The organism is Mycobacterium sp. (assembly GCF_029961025.1).
Lineage (GTDB): Bacteria > Actinomycetota > Actinomycetes > Mycobacteriales > Mycobacteriaceae > Mycobacterium.
The window spans coordinates 188,502-209,288 of sequence record NZ_JASBVP010000011.1; the positions used below are offsets into that span (position 1 = coordinate 188,502).

Consider the following 20,787-nt stretch of genomic DNA (forward strand, 5'->3'; position numbering starts at 1 on the left):
TCAGAATAGTTGACCGCTGGTGAGACGACTCGAGAATGCACAAATCACCCGGCTTCCGGCGACCGCCCTCGACCGAGCGGGGTTAAATCCCGACCACGGTGACGAGGCCAGACCAATAGTCGCTGACATAAAGACGGCAGCCGTCGGGACTGATCGCTAATCCCTGGGGATACCCACCGATATCGATGGTGCCGACGACGCACCCGGCGACGGTGTCGATGACCGATACCCCACGGGCGCCAAAATCACCGATAAACGCGCACTTGCCGTCCGGGCTGATCTGCACGCTGCGGGGCAGATCGCCGACCATGATCCGGTCGGCTTCGTTGGTGACCGTGTCGATGATCGACAGCGAACACGAACCGGCCACATACGCCGTCACGCTATCGGGGGTAAACGCCAAGGCAAGTGGTTCATCCTGCAGGGCGATGGGTGTCACACGATGGGTGGCAAGGTCGACCGCTGACACGGATTGGCTGTCGGCGTGCGTCGCATACATCCTCGAGCCATCTGGGCTGACAGTGATGCCGTCGAGGCGGCCACGCAGATCGATGGTATCGATTACCGCCGGGGCCGCAGTGTCTATCACGCTGATGAAACCGTGACCGTACTGCCGATAGGCGCTGTGGCGAGACCATCCGACATACACCCGCGTGCCATCGGGGTTCACCGCAAGGTCAGCGATGGTATAGCCTGCCCAGCCACTTTCACCGGGGATGGCTGCAAGCATGCCACCCGCACTGTCGTGCACCGAAATCCAGCCGCAGCCGTCGTGGGCGTGGTGTGCGACGTAGATCAGGGCCCCGTCCGCGGTGATGACCTCGCGCGCCGCCGAGGCGCCCGGAATCACCATGACCCGCCGGGGGGTGGTCCACTCGGTAGCGTCGACAACCGACACGGAGCCGTCGTAGCCGGTGACATAGAGTCGGCTGCCGTCGGCGCTGATCGCCAGCTCCTTGGGTTGCCCGCCGGTCGGGATCACGCCCACGATGTTGTTCAGGCGGCTGAGCACCGCGACGGAGGTACGTCGCCCTACATACACGTGACAGCCGTCCGGGCTGACCACCAGCTCACCAGCGGCCTCTCCCACCCCGATGGTCGCGAGGATCGTTGGCGGGGGCAAGCAGTGCTCCGGGATTGCCCCGTAGGCGATCGGGGGGCCGGCGGGGTCACTGGGGCCCGGCTGGCCCGTGCCGACGTCCTCCGGGCCGGACGACCGCGCCAGCAGGGCCGTTGGCCCGACGGGGGGGCCGTCACGGGCGCCCTCGTGGATATCACAGTCGACAGGGTGCATGATGACCCCTTTCGATGTGTTGTCTTTAGCGTCCATGATCCCGGTGATGACCACTACATGCATAGGGACAAAAGTCATCTATCCACCCGGAAGCCGTCCGTCACGGGCCCCGCGTTGACGCCGGGACCCGGCTGCGGTGCGACGTCGGGCGCGCTGCGATAAGGAACGCCGCGGGAAACGGCGGCACCGGCCAAAGGCCGTGATGTTGCGGGCCGGCGTGGTTAATCCGGTTCCACCCGATGCTTCTCGACGTATCCAACGACGTCGGCCAGGGTGCGCAACGATGCGTAGTCGCGTTCGGGGATGTCGACGTGCAACCGCTTGTGGATGCCGACCAGGAAGTTCAGCCAATCCATCGAATCGAGGTCAACCTGGTCTCGCAGCAGGACCTCGTCTTCGATATCGTCGACCGTCACTTCCGGGGCGATGGCCGTCAAGACCGACAACACCTCGTCACGGATGTCTTCCCTGGTCATCATCTGGTCTTCACTTCTCCAAAACGTCGGGCTGCTGGAGCAACTCATCGATCGCGGCGAGGAACAACGCACCGCGGTGGCCGTCACTTGCGCGGTGATCGGCAGCGAGGCTGGCCTGCACCGTGGTGACCACCCGAATCCCGCCGTCGATCACACAGACCCGCTGCGCGGGCTTGCCAAAACCGACCAGAGCCACTTGCGGCGGGTAGATCACTCCGAAGACCGTGTCGACACCCTGGTCGCCCAGGTTGGTCACGGTGATCGTCGGGTCCGACATCTCGGAGCTCCGCAGCGAGAAGGCGCGCGCCCGGGCAACCAGGTCGGTGAGGTCGCGCATCAGCTCGTCGAGCTTCTTATCGGGAACGTCGTGAATAGCCGGCGCCACCAGACCACCACCGCGCAGTGAGATGGCGACACCGACGTGAACTCCGGTGCCGGGCTGAAACGCGTCATCCCGCCAGAAACCGTTGAATTCGCCGAAGCGCTGGGCCGCAAGGGCCACGGCCTTTAACTGCAGCACAGCCGGCAGCAGCCGTTCGGTGATGGGTCGCTCCGCGTTGTGCGCGCTCAGCCAGCTCAGCGCGTTTTCCATCACGATTTCGTCCGCCAGATAGTAGTGCGGAATCTCGCGTTTGGAGCGGCTCATCGCGGCGGCAATCGATCGCCGCATTTGTGCGGCACGCTCCGCCGCGGTGGGTTTGGCTTTCGGCTTGGTCACGGTGGCGGCAGCGTGTTCCACATCGCTGATGGTGATAGCGCCCTGTGGGCCGCTGCCGGTCACGCCATCGAGGTCAACGCCCAGCGATGCTGCTAAACGTCGCGCAGCGGGCGAAACCCACCGGCGTCGCGGTGGGGTTCTCGCCGGCGCGGCGAGCTGCCGGGCTACCCGCCCCGGCGCCTCAGCCGCGGCGGCGGGCTTGGCTGAGACCACCACCGGCTGTGCCGGGACCTTCGCGGGTTTTTCCGCCGTCTCTCCCGGTTCCAACAGGGTCGCCAATACCGTTCCCACTCCGACGGTTTGGCCGACCGGAACCAGCAGTTCATGCACCGTGCCCTCATGCCAGCATTCGACTTCCACAGCGGCTTTGCTGGTCTCAACCACGGCTACCACCTGTCCGCGCTTCACCTTGTCACCGGGTTTGACCCGCCACTCGTCGAGGGTTCCCTCGTCCATGTCTGCGCCCAGCGCGGGCATCTTGAACTCGATCATCACCGGTCCCCGAATAGGCTTTCTGCTGCGGCGACGATCTTGTCCGGCTGCGGGAGGGCAGCCTCTTCCAGGTGTCTCGCATACGGTATGGGCACCTCTGCGCTGCAGACCCGGGCAATGGGGGCGTCAAGGTCGAAAAACGCCCCCTCCACGATTCGTGTGCTGATTTCAGCCGCCAAACTGCCGCTGCGCCAAGCCTCGTCGACTACCACGGCCCGATGGGTCTTGCGAACCGACTCCAGCATCGTGTCATCATCCAGCGGACGCAAAACCCGAAGATCAATCACTTCACAGTCGATTCCGGTAAGTGCCAATTGATCTGCCGCGTCAAGTGTTTTGGACAGGCAACCGCCGTAGGCGATCAGGGTTACGTCAGATCCGCTGCGGCGGATTGCCGCGCGAGAAATATCGGTAGCTGTGAGGTCGTCGATATCGGCTGTGGTGTTGTAGAGCTGGACGTGTTCGAAAATCACCACCGGATCAGGGTCCGAAAGCGCGGTGCCCAGCATGCCGTATGCGTCAGCCACCGTCGCCGGGGCAACCACCTTGATTCCCGGGATATGGGCATACCAGGGCTCCAGGCTGTGCGAATGCTGAGCGGCCAATTGACGGCCGGCGCCGGTAGCCATCCTGATCACGAGCGGCACCGAGAACTGACCCCCGGACATATGGCGAAGCGCAGCAGCGGTATTTACGATCTGATCGAGTGCCAACAGGCTGAAGTTCACCGTCATGACTTCTACGATCGGCCGAAGCCCGTTGAGGGAGGCACCGATTCCCGCACCGACGAAACCTAATTCCGACAACGGGGTGTCGCGCACTCGCTCCGGGCCGAATTCCTCGAGCAGTCCCTTGGACACCGCATACGTTCCGCCGTATCGGCCGACGTCCTCACCCATCAACACAACTCGGGGATCGGCGCGCAGTGCGTCGCGTAACGCGTCGTGAACGGCGGTGCGGTAACTGATCTTCACGTTACCGCCTCTACTGCCGGCGTCAGCACATCTCGCTCGAGGTCCTCCACATTCTCCCAGGTGCCGGCCTCGGCGAAGGCTACCGCGGCCTCGGTCTCGGCATCGGCCGCCCCTTCGATGCCGGCAATATCGTCGCGCGTGAGCGTGCCCTCGTGCAGGCAGCGCTCACTGAACGCCGGGATGGGGTCGCGCTTGCGCCACCGTTGCACCTCGGCTTTATCCCGGTACAGTTCCGGATCGAACATCGAATGGGCACGAAAACGGTAGGTGCGAAACTCGATGAAGAACGGGCTGCCCGAGTCGCGGACATGCGCTGCGCCCTGTTGCGCCGCAGTATAACATGCCATCACGTCCATCCCGTCCACGGCGAGCGTCGGCACGCGATAGGCTGCCGCCTTGGCCGTTAGGTCGGTTTGCGATTGCGCCCGCTGCAACGCGGTTCCCATCGCGTAAAAGTTGTTCTCACACAAGAACAGCACCGGCAGCCGCCACAGCGCTGCCATGTTCAAGGACTCGTGGAAAGCGCCTTCAGCGACGGCACCGTCGCCGAAATAGCATGCGGTCACGCGGTTGCGGTGCGTCATCGCGTCGGCCAGGGCAAGGCCGACCGCGAGTGGCAAGCCGCTGGCCACGATCGCATGCCCGCCGTAAAAGCGGGTGGCCGCGTCGAACAGGTGCATCGACCCGCCGCGGCCTCGTGAGCAGCCCTCTTGTTTGCCGAACATCTCGGCCATGATCGCGTTCATCGACACGCCGCGCAGCAGCGCGTGCGCGTGCTCGCGATAGGTCGCCACCACCGCGTCGTCGGGGCTCAACGCTCGAAGCGAACCGGCCGCGACTGCCTCCTCACCGACGTAGAGGTGCAGAAATCCACGAATCTTGGTTTCCCCGTAGAGTTCTGCGCACTTTTCTTCCATTCTGCGAACCCGCACCATGTCCGACAGCAGCCCGCGGGCAAGTTCGACATCGGTCATGCCGACACCTCCTGGACGTGCGGACCTGCCGGTGCCTCGACCGTGGACGTGTCACCTTCGGGCAAGCCGAGTTCGCGCGCTTTCAGCAACCGCCGCATGATCTTTCCGCTGCGGGTATGCGGCAGCGAGTCGGCGAACTCGATCTCCTTGGGGGCGACCGCGGCGCCCAGCTTCTTGCGGGCATGAGCCAGCAACGCCAGCCGCAGCTCCTCGTCGCCGGTAAAGCCGTCCTTCAGCGTGACGAACGCCTTGACGATCTCGCCCACCACCGGATCCGGTTTGCCGATGACCGCCGCCTCGGCGACCGCGGGATGCTCGGTCAGGGTGTTTTCGACTTCGAACGGGCCGATCAGATGCCCGGCCGACTTGATGACGTCGTCTGCCCTGCCGACGAACCAGAAATAGCCGTCGGCATCCTTTTTCGCCAGATCCCCGGTGAGGTACAGCCCGTCGGTGAACGACTTGCGGTAGCGCTCTTCGTCGTGCAGATAACCCCGGAACATCGACGGCCAGCCGGTCTTGAGCGCAAGCTCACCTTCGACATCCGGCTCGTCGATCACCGAAACGCTGCCGTCGTCATTGTGTCGCACTATGTATGCGTGCACGCCGGGCAGCGGCCGGCCCATCGATCCGGGTTTGATATCGAACGCGGGTGTGTTCGCGATCATGATTCCGCCGGTTTCGGTCTGCCACCAGTTGTCGTGAATCGGCAGGCCCAGAACGCGTTTCCCCCACCAGACCGCCTCCGGGTTTAGTGGTTCACCGACACTGGCGATGAAACGCAGACGCGGAAACCGGTACTGCGCGGGGAGTTCGGGACCCGCTTTGATCAGCATCCGGATCGCGGTGGGTGCGGTGTACCACACCGTCACGCCCTGATCTTGCAGGATGGTGTACCAGCGCTCGGCGTCGAATTCCGCCTCGTCGACGATCGACGTCACGCCGAGCAACAACGGGGCGATCACACCATAGGAGGTTCCGGTCACCCAGCCCGGATCGGCGGTGCACCAGAAAATATCGTCGGGATGCAGGTCGAGCGCATACCGGCCGGTGACGTAGTGCATCGCGACGGCGCCGTGCACGTGGATGGCGCCTTTCGGCGTCCCGGTGGTGCCGCTGGTGAAGTGCAGCAGTGCCGGGTCGTCGGCAGTTGTGGGCTCGATCGGGGAGTTCTCGTCGGATGCGCTCATCAGATGCCAGAAGCTCGACACCCCCTCGGGGGTGTTCCGACCGTCGACCAGCACGATGTGTCGAACCGATGTCAGGCGGTCGCGGACCTGGGCGATCTTTCGCCGGTAAAGCGAGGTGGTGGTCACCAAAACATCGGCCTGACCGATGCCGACCCGGGTGGCGATGGGTTCGGGCCCGAAGGCCGAGAACATCGGGCACACGACGCTGCCGTTGCGCAGGGCGCCCATGATCGCGATGTACAGTTCGGGGATTCGACCCATGACCGTGAAGACCCGGTCTCCCTTGCCGATGCCGAGCGAGCGCAGGACGCCGGTGAACCGCCTCGACAGCCCGGCCAGTTCGCCGTAGCTGAATTGCCTGGTCGCGATCCGGCCGTCGGGGCCGGGATCGGTGATGAACCGCAGTGCCGTGCGGGTTCGCGCCGGACCCTCGGCGTGGCGGTCGACGGCGGCGTAGGCGATGTTGCAGCCGCCGCCCATGCCTTCGCACAACGGCGGCACATCGGCCCAGTCGAAGGTTGAGCAGATCTGCTGATAGTCGGTGAAATTCGGCGTGACGACAAGATCGTCGGCGCTCTTGTGAATGATCTGCATGCTGGGTCCTAGCCGGGTGTTGTCTTCATCGTTTCCGTGCCGGGCGAGCCGGGATAGGGACCAAGGTCACCAAAGGGTGCGGCCGGATGACCCTGCCCCGAGGAGACGGCGGGGGCACACCATCGGGGCATGGACCACCCCAGCAGATGGTCGATCCGGGACACGCTGCGCGTGTTCAACAAGTTCATGCTCAACCCGGCGATGATGCGACTGGCCGGGCGCAAACACTGGTATGCGTCGGTGATCGGGCACACCGGACGTCACTCGGGCCGGCGGTACGCGACACCGGTGGTCGCAGAGACGGTGTCGGATGGGTTTATCGTCCCGTTGCCCTACGGCACACACGTCGATTGGCTGCGTAACGTGCTAAGCGCTGGGCAGGCAACGATTCGGGTCAGGGACCAGACCTACGCTGTCGTCGAGCCCGAAATTATCGGTGCGGAATCGGCGGCGCCACAGCTATCGGCGGGACGTCGGCGACTGTATCGGCGTTTGGGAATCGCCAACTTCGTCAAGCTGAAGCTTGCCGAGCCGCGCGGCTAACGCCCTGCGAGCGCTCCCATCGTCAGCGCGGGCCGCCGGGACAGGGACCACCGGAATAAGGAACAACGAATCACCAAGTGAGGACTAAAGCCTCCTGACCTATTGCGACGTGTTCGATAGCGTTTTTGCGTTCTCCCGTTGACCACTGCCCAAGGGCGCACATGATGGAGTATGGTCCGCCGACGTCGGTGGTCGTTGGCACCGATGGGTCGCAGACAGCGGTTGGCGCTGCGCGGTGGGCCGCCGAGAAGGTGGCCGGTTCCGACATCCCGTTGCGGTTGCTCTGCGTCATGGAGCAAAACCGCATCGATACCCGGGCGCTGGCAACCCGGCGCGGCGACACGGCGCGGCGGAACGCCGGTCGGGCCGTGAACGTGACCAACCCCGGATTTGTGATCCCCTACCGGTGAGGAAAGGAGTCGATTCCGATGGCTATCTGCGCTACCTGCGGCAATGACTACGATAAAGCATTCACCGTCACCTGGGTGGATGGCCATAGCGCAACCTTCGACAGCATTGAGTGCGCGGCAATGAAATTGGCTCCCACGTGCGCGCACTGCGGCTGTCGGGTCCTAGGCCATGGGGTAGAGGCCGAGGGGACGATTTACTGCTCTGCGCACTGCGCCCGGCAAGCCGGCAGCACCGGGGTCAGCGACCGCTTTCCCGCCCCGGTGGGCGCCACGCCGGGGACACCGTGATAGCCGTGACCCGACGCCGCGGCCCTCGAACCGTCGGCAACGGGGCGACTGAGCGGCGCAACCCGATAACAACTCGTCTATTACGTTATCTACTACGGTGCGTAGATGGCCTTGACGAACTCGGCGATGGCGTGCTCGGGGAGATGACGGGCGATATCGGCTTCACTGACGATTCCGACAAGCCGGTGGTTTTCGATGACCGGCAGCCGCCGGATCTGATGCTCCTCCATCATGCTGAGCATCTGTTCGATACTGGCCTCACCGCCGATGTGATAGACCCGGCCCTGCGCCAGCTCACCGGCCGTGGTGGTGTTGGGATCACGACCGACGGCGATGCATTTGACGACAATGTCGCGGTCGGTGAGCATGCCGAGCAGACGGTTGTCGTCCCCCCAGATCGGCAATGCCCCCACACCCGAGTCGCGCATGTGCCGGGCCGCGGCGGTCATCGTCTCATGTTCACCGATATAGGTCACCCCACGCTGCATGATGTCTTTGGCCGTCGTCATGGTGTTCTCCTGAAATTCATGCTGTGCCTGGGTGATTGAGAATCGGCAACCCATAATCTAGGTGCCGGTTTTCAGCCGTGGTAGGGCCATTAGGCCTTTTAGCCGCCAACGTTTGGCCGTTGCCGTCGTCCGGGGGTGATGCGAAGGTGGCGGCAGTGAGGTGGCCGATCGATTAACCTATGGGAGGCGGTGATCGGGGGTGGCAGGTGAACCCGCGATGATCACAGTGCTGCTGGGTGGCGACGTCATGCTCGGGCGCGGCGTCGATCAGATTTTGGCGCACCCCGGTGACCCGTACTTGCGCGAGCCGTACGTGCGGGATGCGCGAGAGTATGTTCACCTCGCCGAGCGAGCGAACGGGCCGATTCCCCGTCCGGTGGATTGGAGCTGGCCCTGGGGTGACGTACTGGCGCTCCTTGACGATGTTGCACCCGATGTTCGCGTGATCAACCTGGAAACAACGATCACCGCCGATGGCGAGTTCGCCGAGCACAAAACGGTGTGCTATCGAATGCACCCCGACAACCTGCCGGTGCTCACGGTGTTTCGGCCCGACGTGTGCGCCCTGGCCAACAACCACATTCTCGATTTCGGCTATCAAGGGTTAGCCGATACGATCTTGGCCCTCACCCCGCCAGGAATCCAGGCTGCCGGGGCGGGAGCCGATCAGCTCATCGCGCGCCGCCCGGCGGCGGTGACGGTTCCCGGTGGACACCGGGTGCTCGTCGGCTCGGTGGCGACGAAATCGTCCGGCGTTCCCGAGTCGTGGGCCGCACAGCGCGACCGGGCCGGGGTGTGGTTGGTCCGGGACCTGTCAAGCCGGGTCGCCGACGACGTGGCGGCAGGGGTGCTCGCGCACAAGCGTGACGGCGACGTGGCGATCGTTTCCGTGCATTGGGGGCCCAACTGGGGCTACGCCGTCACACCGGACGAAATCGGGTTCGCGCACCGGCTCATCGATGCCGGCGTGGACATAGTTCACGGGCATTCCTCACACCACCCCAGGCCCATCGAGATATACCGCGGCAAACCGATCCTGTACGGCTGCGGCGACGTCATCAATGATTACGAGGGCATCGGCGGACACGAGTCATTCCGCGGTGATCTCGGCCTGCTGTATTTGACCAGTACCGATCCGGCCAGCGGTGAATTGGTCTCGCTGCGGTTGATCCCGTTGCGGGTACGGCGGATCCGGCTTGAGCGCGCCTCGCAGACCGACACCGAGTGGCTTCGCGCCACCGTGGAGCGCACCAGTCGCCGGTTCGGGATCCGCGTCGTGGCGCGACCCGACGACCTGCTGGAAGTCATGCCCCTGAGCAGCACCACCCGGCCCCAGATGAGCCCGGCAGATGCCGGCAGCTGAGGCCGGCCTAAACGATCGGGCTTGCTTGCCATCCCAACTGTTGACTGACTTGCCGTGGCCGGCTTGTCGCTTGGTTGTCGGCGGGTAGCGCCACCCGCAGTGGCGGAGCGGTTCAGCCGGCGCTGAACCGGGTTTCGTCGTTGGGATGTGTTCCGGTCGCCTGGAAGATCACGCGGCGGGCCACGTTCACAGCGTGGTCAGCGAAGCGTTCGTAGAACCTGCCCAGCAGCGTCATGTCCACGGCCGCCTCCACACCATGTTTCCAGCGGCGGTCCATCAAGACCGCGAATAGCTGCCGATGCAAATCATCCATCGCGTCATCTTCTCGGCGGATTCGGGCGGCTTTGTCCGGATCCCCGGACAGCAACACTTCCTGGGCCTCGGCCGCCAACTCGACCGCTAATCGGCCCATCTCTGCGAAGTATCCGTTGACCTCTTCCGGAAGAGCGTGTTGTGGGTGACGGCGCCGGACGATCTTGGCGACGTGCAACGCCAACCCCCCCATCCGTTCGAGTTCGGCGACGTTTTGAATCGAACTGACGATCGCCCGCAGGTCACCGGCGACCGGGGCCTGCAGGGCCAGCAACAGGAACGCTTTCTTCTCGGCGCGCGCGCTGATTGCAGCAATCTTCTCGTGGTCGCTGATCACCTGCTCGGCCAGCACCAGATCGGCCTGCAACAACGCGTGAGTCGCGCGTTCCATGGCCACACCGGCCAGTTCGCACATCTGCGCCAACTGTCCGCTCAGCTCGGCCAGCTGCTCACGATAGGCGGGCCGCATCTGCTCACCCGCCGGTCACGTCGGCATCACCAGGCATACCTATTCCGGATAACCACATCCCCTGGCCGGGCTCGCATTGCCTGCCTCCTTCCTGCACGCCGGTTGTGATCATGCGCTGACGGTCGGTTCACCGGCAGGGCCGCAGGTCACCGCCGCCGTGGCCCAAAGTCACATTGGGGGCTCGGGCCGCTGTCGGTGCCGACGGCGGGAAAGCGGTTGCCAGAACCCGTCATCCCGACGCCCCCGACGCCGCGGTGGACCGTAGTCTCGATAGGTGTCGATCCGGGAGCTGATCGTGCTCGGTACCGCCAGTCAGGTGCCCACCCGTCGTCGCAACCAGAACGGATACCTGCTGCGCTGGGACGGTGAGGGGCTGTTGTTCGATCCAGGCGAGGGAAGCCAGCGGCAACTGACGCTGGCCGGTATCCCGGCGACCAGCGTGACCCGGCTGTGCCTCAGCCATTTCCACGGTGACCACTGTCTTGGTGTGCCCGGCATCGTGCAGCGCCTGTCCCTGGACCGGGTGCAACACCCGATATCGGCGCACTTTCCCGCGTCGGGCCGGGAATTCTTCGCGCGGCTGCGTCACGCCTGCGCTTTCTACGACGTCGTCGACCTGCGCGAGCAGCCGCTCACTGGGGATGGGCAGGTCGCTGACGGCGCGTTCGGCGTCCTTGAGGCGCGGCGCCTGGACCACACCATCGATGCGGTTGGCTACCGGCTGGTTGAGCCGGACGGCCGGCGTTTCGTGCCGCAATTGCTGGCTCAACACGGGATCAGCGGGCCCGCCGTTGGCGAACTGCAGCGGACCGGAGCGATTTCGGTGGGCGGGCGGACCATCCGGTTACCGGATGTCAGTGAGCCGCGGCGCGGGCAACGGTTCGCATTCGTCATGGACACCCGGCTGTGCGACGCCGTTTATGCTCTCGCCGAGGGGGCGGACTTGCTGGTCATCGAGGCGACGTTTCTCACCCAAGACGCTGAACTTGCGCACCGTTACGGGCACTTGACTGCACGCCAGGCCGCCCGGGTCGCGGCGGAGTGCGGGGTGCGGCGGCTGGTACTGACCCATTTCTCGCAGCGGTATCCGGCCGCCTCCCGCTACTTCGAGGAGGCGGCCGAGGTGTTCGCCGGCGATATCGTCGTGGCCGAAGACCTGGCCCGCGTTGCGGTCCCCAAACGGTTGTGAGCCGACGTCCAAAGACGTTCGGTTCCCGCCATGCCCGCCCGGGTGCAAGATCGAGTTCCGCGCAGCGTAGCTGGCCGGCGAAGTGCCCCTCGGGCTAGCAATGCGTCTTGCTGCGATCATCCTGCGGCTCGGCCCGGCTCGGGAGTTTGAGCAGGCGTTCGGCGTTGAGATGGGCGATCTTTTCCTTATCGGCCGGGGTGATCGGCATCTGGTCAAAAAATCGCCGTGCGGCCGCCATGTTGCCGTAAGGGTAGTCGGTGGTGAACACGATGCGGTCGACGCCGATGACGTGGACCATGGCCAGATAGGCGTCAAAGGACAGGCTCCAACTGGGATCCATCACGCCCGGGGACTGATCCGCGAACTCGCCGGCCAGGATGCCCCCGTAGAAGTTGTTGCGAAGGTAGTCTTTGACGCTGCGTTGAAGACCGCTGGCGGGGGGTGGAAACGAGTAATCGGTGCGCCACGCCATCCAGCTCAATGCTTCGAACTGGTGGCCCACGATGATCTGCAGGGCGGGAAACCGGTCGAACACCCCACCCAGGATCAACCGAATGCAGTGAATTCCGGTGTCGATGTGCCAGCCCATCCCCGCGATTGACAACATCGCCGACACCGCCGGGTCAAAGCCGCCGTAGTAGGCGTCGATCACCGGCTGCGGCGGCATGGTGGGGTGCAAATAGATTGGGACGCCCAGCGTTTCAGCGCATTCGAACACCGGCCAAAAGAACTTGTCGTCAAGATAGCGCCCGTTGACGTGGCCATTGATCAGCGCTCCCACAAACCCCTGTTCACGCACGGCGCGCTCGAGCTCGCGGGCCGCCGCCGCCGGGTCGCCCATGGGCAGGGTGGCAAAACCGAGCAACCGATCGGGGTGTCTAGCGATCGCAGCCGCCACCACGTCGTTGGCCTGCCGGGCCAGTGTCACCGCCAGCGCCGGCTCCACGGTTTCCGGGCCGGGAACGCTGTGCGAGAGGATCTGCACATCGATACCGGCCGCGTCCATCGCGGCGATGCGCCCCTCCCCCAGATCGTAGATGCCCGCCGGCCACTCGCCTTGCGGGCCCGCTTTGCCGAAACGTCGGTTCCGCATCGCGTCGAAAGCCGATTCGAGCGGACTGTTGGCGTTTGCTTCAGCTACCGCCGGCAACTTGTAGTGCTCTTCGAAACCGATGATCTTCATGGCGCCTCACCCGATGGCCCGCCCCGAACCGATCAGAACACCGCGAATGCCGCCGATTGTAGGGCCGAAAGACCCTCCCGTTCGGGTGAATTCGAGCACGGCTGAAATCACGGTCCCGTTGCGGGCCCCGACACGGTCGGAAGCTTTCGCACCGCGGCGGCCGATCAAGGCCGATTTCACCCCCCGCCTGGGTGGGTCTTTGGCCCCACAATCGTGGGCCCTTCGGTCCTCCTCCCGGAGCCGAACGACCCTCGCCACTACCGGCTCCGGGAGGGAAATATCGCAGACAGACGGGTGAACTGCCAGTCCGCTTGATCTCAGGAGGTTCACCGTGAGCATATCCGTGTTTAATCGCCCAGCGGGGAGGTTTAACCGCCCAGCGGGCCGTCACCGGCCGAGGAATGCGGCCCACCCGCCGGGCCGGGCGAAGCGTCTCCAACGCCATGAACTGATTGCCGCGGTAAGCGGGGCCGTGTTGTTGGTGGTCATCGGGGTGCTCGCCGGGTGGGCGCATCACAGCCTGTCAGCTGCGCGGCCGGGATCGCCGACCATCGCGGCAACCCCACCGGCGAGCGACGTTGTTCGGCCGCTGCCGGCCCCGTCCCTGCACGCCCAGCTGCGGGCCTGGCTCACAGACACCCAACCGTCGATGCATGCGCTGGTCGTTGCGCGAGACGGGATCGCGCCACCCGCAGCCAACCATGACCTCGACGGGACGGCTGCCGCCTGCCAAACCGCCGACGACGCCGTCGCGAGCCTGCGCCAGCGACTGCCAAGCCCGGATCCGATGCTGACCACCGCCGTAGAGCAGGCTCTCAACAGCTACCACGCCGGGCTGCGGTTCTGTGTGTGGGGCGTGCATAACCGTGACGGTAACGCCATTGAGCAGGCGGTGATGTATCTCCGTCGGGCAGACGCCGAGTGGCAGGCAGCGGTTGACATTCTCCAACACGACCTGGGCGAGCCCGGATTCCACGACCCGGGTGCGATGACGACGTAGCGACCACACCGGACGGCACGCACCGCCCGGCGCAACACCGCCGGTCGGCCGGGATTTGCTCACCGCCTCAGGGCTTCCCTGGCCCAGAGGGCCGCCGAGCGCAGAAGCACATCGCGTTCCATCGCCAACTCGGCGATCTGCCTGCGCAAATCATCGATCTCGTCGCGGACGTCCCGGCTCAGCGGAACCTCACCACCTTGCGCATACCGATCAACCGCCACCCCCTGGCCGGGCCTGCCCTGGTACCCGCCCGGTTCGCGGGCCACCTGCGGCGGCAGCGGAAAGCGGCAGGCGTGCCGGCTGTCCGCACGGGCCCCACCGTGCGTCACCTCACCGGAGCGCTGAGCTCCCCAACTACCACCCGCTGCGCCGCCACCGCCCGCCGCTGCGGCCATGAGACCCGCGGGAAGCATCCCGCCGAATCCAGGCCCCAGGCCAGCTAACTCCGCCTCGGGTAAACCGGCCAACGCGGGTTGCGGCAACGCGATGGCCGCATGGCTGACCGCCGGTGCCGCCAAAGCCCAGCTCCGCGGCACCGACAATGCACCGATCGACCCCGCCCGGCCGATGCTCGCCAACACCCCGCTGCCAACCTGGCCTCCCGGCATCCCAGCACCGCCCGGAGCCGACGCGCCCGCGCCCGGCAGGCCCGCGCCGTCCCAGGCGCCCAGCCCGGAGCCGTCCCAGCCTGCCAGGGTTGACCCCGACATCGCCCCGGCTACCGGGGCTTGCAGCAGCGGGCCCAGCAAAAACAGGATCGACGTGGGGAAAAATGTTCCCCCGCTCCCGAAGGTCAGCAACTCCCCAATATCCCCGAGCACCCCGCTCAGGGTGCCGACCCCCGACGGCGGATCGGGCAAATTTGCCATCGCCGCTACCGGCTGGGTCGAGCCACCCGAGGCCAGTGCCTGCAGGATCTGCGGCACCGTCGCCATCGCCTGGGACACGGGGGGTTCACCGTGGGCTGCCACCGATGTCTCCGCGGCCTGGCGAACGGCAGCGGCCTGCGCGGCTATCCCGGCCGGGTTGGTGTTCTGCGGCGGTGGGGTGAACGGTGTCAACACCGACGCGGCCGCCGACGCAGCCGCATAGCCATACATCGCCGCCGCGTCCTGCGCCCACATCTCGGCGTACTGCATTTCCGTGGTCGCGATCATCGGGCCGTTCTGCCCGAGAATGTTCGTCGCCACCAACGCCGCAAACAGCGCCCGGTTCTCGGCGATCAGGGCGGGGGGCACCATTGCCGCAAAGGCCACCTCGTACGCTGCCGCAGCCGCCCGCGCTTGGGCGGCTGTCTCCTCAGCCCGGGCAGCGGTAGCGGTCAGCCACGCCGCGTAGGGTGCGGCCGCCGCCGCCATCGAGGCCGACGCCGGGCCCAGCCATCCCTCGCCGATCAGCCCTGAGATTACCGAACGGAAAGAGGCTGCGGCGGAATGCAACTCAGCGGCCAGGTCATCCCAGGCGCCAGCAGCAGCCATCATGGGCGCAGATCCCGGTCCGGAATACATGCGTCCGGAGTTGATCTCCGGCGGTAACAGCGCGAAATCCATTATCACACACACCTCTTAGCCGGTCGCTACCGCATTGGCAGCCTCGGTGACCGAATACGATCCGACACTGTTAGCCATGGTGCTCGCTGCCGATGGCGGCATTTCCGGCTGGATGATCACGTAAGACATAAGCTGCCTTTCCCTATGCAATTTCGGGCCAATTACCCGATCGCTGAGGTTACCTTGCCATGGTGTGCCACAACGCGACACCGCTCATAGCCCTTGGCTGCGCCGCAATGCATGGGGATAGCAGGGCGGTTTCGTTCCACCGAGGAAGGTAGGATTCCCCCGGATTGCGACCCGCTCTTTACCGAATATCGAGTTATCCGGCCGCCGGTGCGGCGACGACAGATCGGCTCAACTAAGAGTTGACCCGTCACAATCCGATCTGGATCTTGCTGCCCGGCAGTTAAATTCCGGTAGCTTGAATTGGTGTAACGCTACTCCTCATCTATAATGTGGACCGCGGCCTCCTCGGCGGATGCAGCGCCGCCATTGATACCGACGTCTTCGGCGACCAGCTCTGCTTCGGTATCTTCACCAAATCCTTGGTCTGGAGCAACAAGTCGGCCGGCGCGAGTGCGTCCAACCTCGTCATGCGCAGGAAATTCAATTTCCCGCTCGGCCTCGTCGGATCGCTGCTGTTCCTCTTTATCCAGTAAGACATTGATGCGGGCCGACGGATCTGGCTCTTCTTCTGCGAGCAGTTGATCCATGTTCTCAGGGGGGCCGAAAGCACCAGGAGCGTATGGCCGTTCGGGTGGCGAGTATCCTACGTCGAGCACATCGTCGACGCCGCGGTCGATGAGTGTATCCGCCGGCTGCAGCTGGTTGTCGTCTTCTTGGCTGTATTCGCCTGCCGCCGGGCCAGTGTCACCGTAAGAAGTGCTCATAATCGGCTTGGGCCGGTGGATAACCGGTAAGGGCTCGGCTGGCCTATACGGTGGACTCTTGCGGTCATCTTATGGTGTCCTAAAACGTTGCCCCGGCACGCCATGTTACGGGCCGTAGTCGTTGTGGCCATTCTGCACTCCTTGAACTCCTCAATTCCTTATGGTGCTAAAAGATTTGGGTCTGTTATGGCCCACGATATCGGCGCCGATGAGTGGGGATCCAACGGAGAGGTAATCGCCGGGGTCCCAAAGCCCGTCATGCTCCGGGACCCCGGGTGCTGAGGGCTTAGCTCAGCCGGCTTGCACCGAGATGTGCTTTTCGGTGGCCTTCGCGGCCTCGGTGGCTACCGGCACATCCACGGTCAGGATGCCTTTGTCGTAGGTGGCTTTGATGTCGTCCTCGTTGGCGCCCGCCGGCAAGGTAACCGATCGGACGAACGAGCCGTAGCAGAACTCCGAGCGGCCCTTGGCCTCCTTTTTCTCGGTACGTTCGGCCTTGATCGTCAACTCGCCATTGCTCACGGTGATATCGACATCCTTCGCGGGGTCGATGCCGGGCAGTTCGGCACGCAGCAGGTAGTGGCCGTCTTGTATCTCCTCCTCGAGTCGCATCAGATTGCCGGGACGAAGCATTGGCAGGGACGGAAACCCGGTCCACAGATCCGACCAGAAGTCGGACCACAGGTCCGGCAGCCACGAGCGCGATTGCCGGCGCACCGGGAGATCGGTCATGATTCCTCCTTCTCGTTGAGGGTGATGGTTGTCAAGGCTTGCAGTGTCCATGTTTCACCAGCAGGCGCTCGCGCGGTAGGGACCGAAGTCCCATCCGCGAAGGTCACGGTGTCGCCGCGGCCGGGGGCGTTTCGGGTGATCGAGCCGAGTCCGCGGTGACCAGTCGCCAACCCGCGGGCAGCCCGCGGGCGGTGACCGTGTCACACTTGGCCTCGATTTGCACGGTTGCGGCACCGAGCCGCATCTCGGTGAGCGCCACCCTGCCCCACCGCGGTGGCAGGTGCGGAACCACGGTCAGCGTGCGCCGGGGCACCTGCGGGGTCAACCCCAGGAACGCTCGGACCAGCAAAAGCGGTGCGGCGCTGGCCCATGCCTGGGGTGAGCACGCGGTGGGATAGGGCACCGGCCGGTAAAAGCGCGAGCGGGGGAAGCCGCAGAACAACTCCGGTAGCCGCCCGTCGAACGCGTCCGCCGCCGCCAGCAGGCCCTCGGCGAGCCGTTCGGCCAGCTGCACCGCACCGGGCAGGTGCCGGTAGCGCAGCAGGCCGGCCACCGCGATGGCCGTGTCGTGTGGCCACACCGAGCCGTTGTGGTAGCTCATCGGATTGTAGGCACCCATCGTCGTGGCCAGGGTGCGCAGCCCGAAGCCGGAATCCATCTCTTGGCCGGCGAGCCGCCGGATGATCTCGGCGGCGTGCTCGTCGGCGGCGATTCCGGTCCACAGGCAATGCGCCGTGTTGCTGGTCAGCGCGTCGACACGACGTTTGTTGGCGTCCAGAGCGACCGCGTAGCAACCCTGTTCGGGGAGCCAGAAGGCGTCGAGGAACGAGCTGCGCAGGATCTGGGCGCGCTCCCGCAACAGGCCGGCTTTATCGGGATCGCCGAACGCGTCGGCCAGCTCGGCGCGCGCCAGCAGCGCCGCATACCAGTAACCCTGCACCTCGCACAGCGCGATCGGCGGCTCGGCGATGCGACCCTTAGCGTCGTTGATGCCATCGAAGCTGTCCTTCCAGCCCTGGTTGATCAGCCCGCGGTCGGTCGCACGCTGGTATTCGATGAAGCGGTCTCCGTCACGGTCGCCGTAGTCATCGGCCCAGGCCAGCGCGGCGTCGGCGGCGGGAAGCAGCGCCCGCACCGCGGCCTCATCGGCCCCCCACCGCCAGCATTCGCCTAACAGCATGACAAACAACGGCGTCGCGTCGACCGAGCCGTAATACGGCGTGCCGTCCAGCACACCGCCACCCCCCGGGCCGTGGCGCAGCTCATGCATGATCCGGCCCGGTTGCTCTTCGGTCATCGGGTCGACGCGCCGGCCCTGCAGCCGGGCCAGTCGCTGCAGCGTGCCGATCGACAGCCCGACATCCAGCGGCAATGCCATCCACGCGGTCAGCAGGCTGTCCCGGCCGAATAACGTCATAAACCACGGCGCGCCCGCCGCGACGAACGGCCGGGTGTCATCGCTCCCACCGCGCATCAGCAGGGCTCCCAGGTCGCTTTCGGTCCGCCGCAGCACCCGTGCGAGCGCTTCGTCCTCGGCGGTCAGGCGGGTCGCGGTGGCACGCCATGCCTCGATCGGCCAGCCCGCACCGTGGCTCTTGATGTGGTCGCGGCGCGTCGGCACCGGTCGGTGCGCCGGCGCCGGCTGTGCCACGATCTCGGCCTGCCAGCGCTGGTGTGCCGGCAACACGATCTGCCAGGACAGCACGCCCGGTGTCACGCTCGGCTGCGCGGAGGCGTCGATCACCAACCGGTGGGCGGGATCGGCGAGATCGCTGAGCACCAGCTCCGCGCCGTGCACGGCCGGTTCGGCGCCGTGCAGGGCTGCGCGGCCCTCCTTGACCGTGAAAAGATCGGCGAAGTCGGCGTCGGCGTGCAGGTCGAGATTGACCACGGCGGTCTCGTGGCCGAGATTTTCCAGGGTGAGCGTTTCGCGCAGGCCCCCTGAGATGAAACGTTCGCGCACCAACAACAAACTGGTGTCCCGAAGTCCGGCGCGCGGTGCCTTACGCAGGATGAATTGCCCGGTGAAGGGCTCGGGGGTCTGCACGGACAGGACTTCGGGAGGGTGACCGTCCAACAGCAGCTCCCACCGCGAGAGCACCCGGGTGTTGCGAAAGAACAGCCCGTGCGCCGCCCCGGGGACGATGTCGCCGTGGGCGTCGCACAGGCAGAAGGTCGGCCCCTCCACCAGGGTGACCAAACCGGCGCCGTCCCCGGAGCCGATCGGCTCGCGGCCGTCGCGGGTCGACGCAGGGAGTGTCATGCGCTCGCCTCCATCAACTGCGGATCGGGACCAGAGCGACTCGAGGTGGCGGTGCTCGCCCGGGTGCGGCGCCCGCCGAGCGCCCGCCGGTAGATACGTTCATAGCCGGATCCGAGTTCCCGCACCCCGAAATTCGCCGCGACATGCGCCCGGCAGGCGTACGGATCGATGGTGGCCGCCCGGCGGATCAACCCGGCAAGCTCCCCCGGATCGTCACAGATGAATCCGGTCACCCCGTCGACGACGATCTCGGCGACCGCGCCGCCGCGCAGCGCCACCACCGGGGTACCGCACGCCATCGCCTCGATCATCACGATCCCGAACGGTTCCTCCCACTGGATCGGAAACAGCAAGCAGCGCGCTCCGGCCAACAGGTCGCGTTTGCTGACGGCGTCGGCCTCGCCGACCACCCGGTCGTGGTCGGTGAGCAGCCGACAAACCCGCTGCTGGAAATAGGCCTTCTCCGACGGCTCGCGGCATTTGCCCGCCAGCACCAGGGGGATACCCGCTTGATGCGCGGCGCCAACCGCCAGATGTGCACCCTTATACGGGGCGAACCGGCCCAAAAACAGCGCGTAATCATCTTTGTCGGCTCGAAACGGCCAGTGCTCGACGCGCAGCGCGTTATGCACCCGCCCCACCCAATTCAGGTCCGGGGCCAACTCCCGTTGGCGATCGCTGATGGCCACCAGGGCAACGTCGTCGCCGAGGTGGCGGTAGTAGGGGTACAGGTCGTCGTCGATGGGGCCATGCACGGTGACCACCGGCGACACCCCCAGCCGGTGGTAAGTGGGGGCGTTAAGCACCCCGGCGAAGGTGTGATCGTGCACGATGTCCAGCCCGCCACCGGCCGCCAGCCGCGCGACCGCGCCGCGCACCTTCAGCGCGTGCATGACCTCCGGATAGGGCTCGCCCAGCCGCTCACCAAGGGTGCGGTCCCACAACGGCAGGAACCGCGCCGCGGTGCCCGGCTCCCCGGCACCCAGGACGGTCACGTCGTGCCCGCGCGCCACCAACGCATCAGCCAGATCGGCCACCACCGCCTCGACACCGCCGTAGGCCCTCGGCGGCACGTCGAAATAGGGGGGCGCGACCAGGGCCACCCGCAGCCGTTGCGGGCCGGTCACGATGAATGCCTGATGTCTTCGGGGTGAACAATCGGTGAAATCATTGATGGCATTCGGTTTCACATTCCTTCGGGAATCGAAAAGATGGCACGAAAGATGGTCATTAGTGTCGCCGCCGGCCCGCAACATCAGTAGGGCCGAAAGACCACAAAGTCAAACGTAGATTCGGCCATTTCGCCGTTGCAGCGGCGATAGTCGGCGATAGTCGGCGATAGTGCGGCCCAATCGGGGTGCGACAAACCGT

Annotated in this window: 20 protein-coding genes; 6 read left to right on the plus strand and 14 right to left on the minus strand. The window is 65.5% G+C overall.

The window, feature by feature from the left end; all coding sequences use genetic code 11:
* Positions 1 to 82: 82 nt before the first annotated feature.
* The 6 genes from QJR12_RS13710 to acsA form a co-directional block, all read right to left on the minus strand.
* Entirely contained in the window at positions 83 to 1,372 is a 1,290-nt protein-coding gene (locus tag QJR12_RS13710; RefSeq protein ID WP_300583202.1) for a YncE family protein, read from the minus strand.
* Positions 1,373 to 1,515: 143 nt separating this feature from the next.
* Positions 1,516 to 1,773, minus strand: coding sequence for an acyl carrier protein (locus tag QJR12_RS13715; protein ID WP_300583205.1), 258 nt, complete (start codon positions 1,771 to 1,773; stop codon positions 1,516 to 1,518).
* Between the two features lie 7 nt (positions 1,774 to 1,780).
* Positions 1,781 to 2,980 carry a dihydrolipoamide acetyltransferase family protein gene (locus QJR12_RS13720; RefSeq protein ID WP_300583208.1) on the minus strand — a complete coding sequence of 400 codons (1,200 nt, stop codon included), beginning with the start codon at positions 2,978 to 2,980 and terminating at the stop codon, positions 1,781 to 1,783.
* A complete protein-coding gene (locus tag QJR12_RS13725) occupies positions 2,980 to 3,954 on the minus strand; it encodes an alpha-ketoacid dehydrogenase subunit beta (RefSeq protein WP_300583210.1) in 975 nt (324 codons plus the stop codon). The genes QJR12_RS13720 and QJR12_RS13725 overlap by 1 nt, the downstream gene beginning before the upstream one ends.
* The gene (gene pdhA / locus QJR12_RS13730; protein ID WP_300583213.1) at positions 3,951 to 4,928 is read right to left on the minus strand and encodes a pyruvate dehydrogenase (acetyl-transferring) E1 component subunit alpha; all 978 of its coding nucleotides are present in this window, start codon (positions 4,926 to 4,928) and stop codon (positions 3,951 to 3,953) included. Before pdhA ends, QJR12_RS13725 begins: the two co-directional genes overlap by 4 nt.
* Positions 4,925 to 6,712, minus strand: a complete 1,788-nt coding sequence (acsA, locus tag QJR12_RS13735; RefSeq protein ID WP_300583215.1) for an acetate--CoA ligase — start codon at positions 6,710 to 6,712, stop codon at positions 4,925 to 4,927. Before acsA ends, pdhA begins: the two co-directional genes overlap by 4 nt.
* Before the next feature lie 129 nt (positions 6,713 to 6,841).
* Here acsA and QJR12_RS13740 point away from each other — a divergent pair, with 129 nt between their 5' ends.
* The 3 genes from QJR12_RS13740 to QJR12_RS13750 all read left to right on the plus strand — a co-directional run bounded on the left by QJR12_RS13740 (position 6,842) and on the right by QJR12_RS13750 (position 7,953).
* Positions 6,842 to 7,255, plus strand: coding sequence for a nitroreductase (locus tag QJR12_RS13740; protein ID WP_300583218.1), 414 nt, complete (start codon positions 6,842 to 6,844; stop codon positions 7,253 to 7,255).
* 164 nt (positions 7,256 to 7,419) lie between these two features.
* On the plus strand, positions 7,420 to 7,665 hold the full coding sequence (locus QJR12_RS13745; protein WP_300583220.1) for a universal stress protein: 246 nt from the start codon (positions 7,420 to 7,422) through the stop codon (positions 7,663 to 7,665).
* A gap of 18 nt (positions 7,666 to 7,683) precedes the next feature.
* Positions 7,684 to 7,953: a hypothetical protein gene (locus QJR12_RS13750; RefSeq protein WP_300583223.1), complete on the plus strand. Its 270-nt coding sequence runs from the start codon at positions 7,684 to 7,686 to the stop codon at positions 7,951 to 7,953.
* 92 nt (positions 7,954 to 8,045) lie between these two features.
* On the opposite strand, the gene QJR12_RS13755 is transcribed toward QJR12_RS13750, so the two are convergent.
* Positions 8,046 to 8,462 carry a CBS domain-containing protein gene (locus QJR12_RS13755; RefSeq protein ID WP_300583225.1) on the minus strand — a complete coding sequence of 139 codons (417 nt, stop codon included), beginning with the start codon at positions 8,460 to 8,462 and terminating at the stop codon, positions 8,046 to 8,048.
* A 199-nt stretch (positions 8,463 to 8,661) separates the two neighbouring features.
* Here QJR12_RS13755 and QJR12_RS13760 point away from each other — a divergent pair, with 199 nt between their 5' ends.
* Positions 8,662 to 9,825, plus strand: a complete 1,164-nt coding sequence (locus tag QJR12_RS13760; protein WP_300583227.1) for a CapA family protein — start codon at positions 8,662 to 8,664, stop codon at positions 9,823 to 9,825.
* A gap of 112 nt (positions 9,826 to 9,937) precedes the next feature.
* Here the strand turns inward: QJR12_RS13760 and phoU are convergent, their stop codons facing one another.
* Positions 9,938 to 10,606 carry a phosphate signaling complex protein PhoU gene (gene phoU, locus QJR12_RS13765; protein WP_300583230.1) on the minus strand — a complete coding sequence of 223 codons (669 nt, stop codon included), beginning with the start codon at positions 10,604 to 10,606 and terminating at the stop codon, positions 9,938 to 9,940.
* Between the two features lie 274 nt (positions 10,607 to 10,880).
* Here phoU and QJR12_RS13770 point away from each other — a divergent pair, with 274 nt between their 5' ends.
* Positions 10,881 to 11,795, plus strand: a complete 915-nt coding sequence (locus QJR12_RS13770; protein WP_300583233.1) for a ribonuclease Z — start codon at positions 10,881 to 10,883, stop codon at positions 11,793 to 11,795.
* A gap of 94 nt (positions 11,796 to 11,889) precedes the next feature.
* Here the strand turns inward: QJR12_RS13770 and QJR12_RS13775 are convergent, their stop codons facing one another.
* Positions 11,890 to 12,978 carry an amidohydrolase family protein gene (locus tag QJR12_RS13775; RefSeq protein ID WP_300583236.1) on the minus strand — a complete coding sequence of 363 codons (1,089 nt, stop codon included), beginning with the start codon at positions 12,976 to 12,978 and terminating at the stop codon, positions 11,890 to 11,892.
* 472 nt (positions 12,979 to 13,450) lie between these two features.
* Between QJR12_RS13775 and QJR12_RS13780 the strand changes: the two genes are divergently transcribed.
* Positions 13,451 to 13,978 carry a hypothetical protein gene (locus tag QJR12_RS13780; protein WP_300583238.1) on the plus strand — a complete coding sequence of 176 codons (528 nt, stop codon included), beginning with the start codon at positions 13,451 to 13,453 and terminating at the stop codon, positions 13,976 to 13,978.
* 59 nt (positions 13,979 to 14,037) lie between these two features.
* On the opposite strand, the gene QJR12_RS13785 is transcribed toward QJR12_RS13780, so the two are convergent.
* The 5 genes from QJR12_RS13785 to QJR12_RS13805 all read right to left on the minus strand — a co-directional run bounded on the left by QJR12_RS13785 (position 14,038) and on the right by QJR12_RS13805 (position 20,543).
* Positions 14,038 to 15,528 (minus strand): PPE family protein, encoded by a 1,491-nt coding sequence (locus QJR12_RS13785; protein ID WP_300583241.1) that lies wholly within the window; start codon positions 15,526 to 15,528, stop codon positions 14,038 to 14,040.
* 440 nt (positions 15,529 to 15,968) lie between these two features.
* Positions 15,969 to 16,421: a DUF5709 domain-containing protein gene (locus QJR12_RS13790; RefSeq protein ID WP_300583243.1), complete on the minus strand. Its 453-nt coding sequence runs from the start codon at positions 16,419 to 16,421 to the stop codon at positions 15,969 to 15,971.
* Positions 16,422 to 16,712: 291 nt separating this feature from the next.
* Positions 16,713 to 17,156 carry an Hsp20/alpha crystallin family protein gene (locus QJR12_RS13795; RefSeq protein ID WP_300583466.1) on the minus strand — a complete coding sequence of 148 codons (444 nt, stop codon included), beginning with the start codon at positions 17,154 to 17,156 and terminating at the stop codon, positions 16,713 to 16,715.
* Between the two features lie 100 nt (positions 17,157 to 17,256).
* On the minus strand, positions 17,257 to 19,416 hold the full coding sequence (locus QJR12_RS13800; protein ID WP_300583244.1) for a glycogen debranching N-terminal domain-containing protein: 2,160 nt from the start codon (positions 19,414 to 19,416) through the stop codon (positions 17,257 to 17,259).
* Positions 19,413 to 20,543 (minus strand): glycosyltransferase family 4 protein, encoded by a 1,131-nt coding sequence (locus QJR12_RS13805; protein ID WP_300583247.1) that lies wholly within the window; start codon positions 20,541 to 20,543, stop codon positions 19,413 to 19,415. The genes QJR12_RS13800 and QJR12_RS13805 overlap by 4 nt, the downstream gene beginning before the upstream one ends.
* Between the last annotated feature and the right edge of the window lie 244 nt (positions 20,544 to 20,787).

Bases quoted from the DNA above. Each gene is read 5' to 3' on its own strand.
- QJR12_RS13790 (WP_300583243.1), bottom strand. From the start codon at position 16,421: ATGAGCACTTCTTACGGTGACACTGGCCCGGCGGCAGGCGAATACAGC.
- acsA (WP_300583215.1), bottom strand. From the start codon at position 6,712: ATGCAGATCATTCACAAGAGCGCCGACGATCTTGTCGTCACGCCGAAT.
- QJR12_RS13745 (WP_300583220.1), top strand. From the start codon at position 7,420: ATGGAGTATGGTCCGCCGACGTCGGTGGTCGTTGGCACCGATGGGTCG.
- QJR12_RS13720 (WP_300583208.1), bottom strand. From the start codon at position 2,980: ATGATCGAGTTCAAGATGCCCGCGCTGGGCGCAGACATGGACGAGGGA.
- QJR12_RS13740 (WP_300583218.1), top strand. From the start codon at position 6,842: ATGGACCACCCCAGCAGATGGTCGATCCGGGACACGCTGCGCGTGTTC.
- QJR12_RS13710 (WP_300583202.1), bottom strand. From the start codon at position 1,372: ATGACTTTTGTCCCTATGCATGTAGTGGTCATCACCGGGATCATGGAC.
- QJR12_RS13750 (WP_300583223.1), top strand. From the start codon at position 7,684: ATGGCTATCTGCGCTACCTGCGGCAATGACTACGATAAAGCATTCACC.
- QJR12_RS13800 (WP_300583244.1), bottom strand. From the start codon at position 19,416: ATGACACTCCCTGCGTCGACCCGCGACGGCCGCGAGCCGATCGGCTCC.
- QJR12_RS13775 (WP_300583236.1), bottom strand. From the start codon at position 12,978: ATGAAGATCATCGGTTTCGAAGAGCACTACAAGTTGCCGGCGGTAGCT.
- pdhA (WP_300583213.1), bottom strand. From the start codon at position 4,928: ATGACCGATGTCGAACTTGCCCGCGGGCTGCTGTCGGACATGGTGCGG.
- QJR12_RS13755 (WP_300583225.1), bottom strand. From the start codon at position 8,462: ATGACGACGGCCAAAGACATCATGCAGCGTGGGGTGACCTATATCGGT.
- QJR12_RS13785 (WP_300583241.1), bottom strand. From the start codon at position 15,528: ATGGATTTCGCGCTGTTACCGCCGGAGATCAACTCCGGACGCATGTAT.
- QJR12_RS13715 (WP_300583205.1), bottom strand. From the start codon at position 1,773: ATGATGACCAGGGAAGACATCCGTGACGAGGTGTTGTCGGTCTTGACG.
- phoU (WP_300583230.1), bottom strand. From the start codon at position 10,606: ATGCGGCCCGCCTATCGTGAGCAGCTGGCCGAGCTGAGCGGACAGTTG.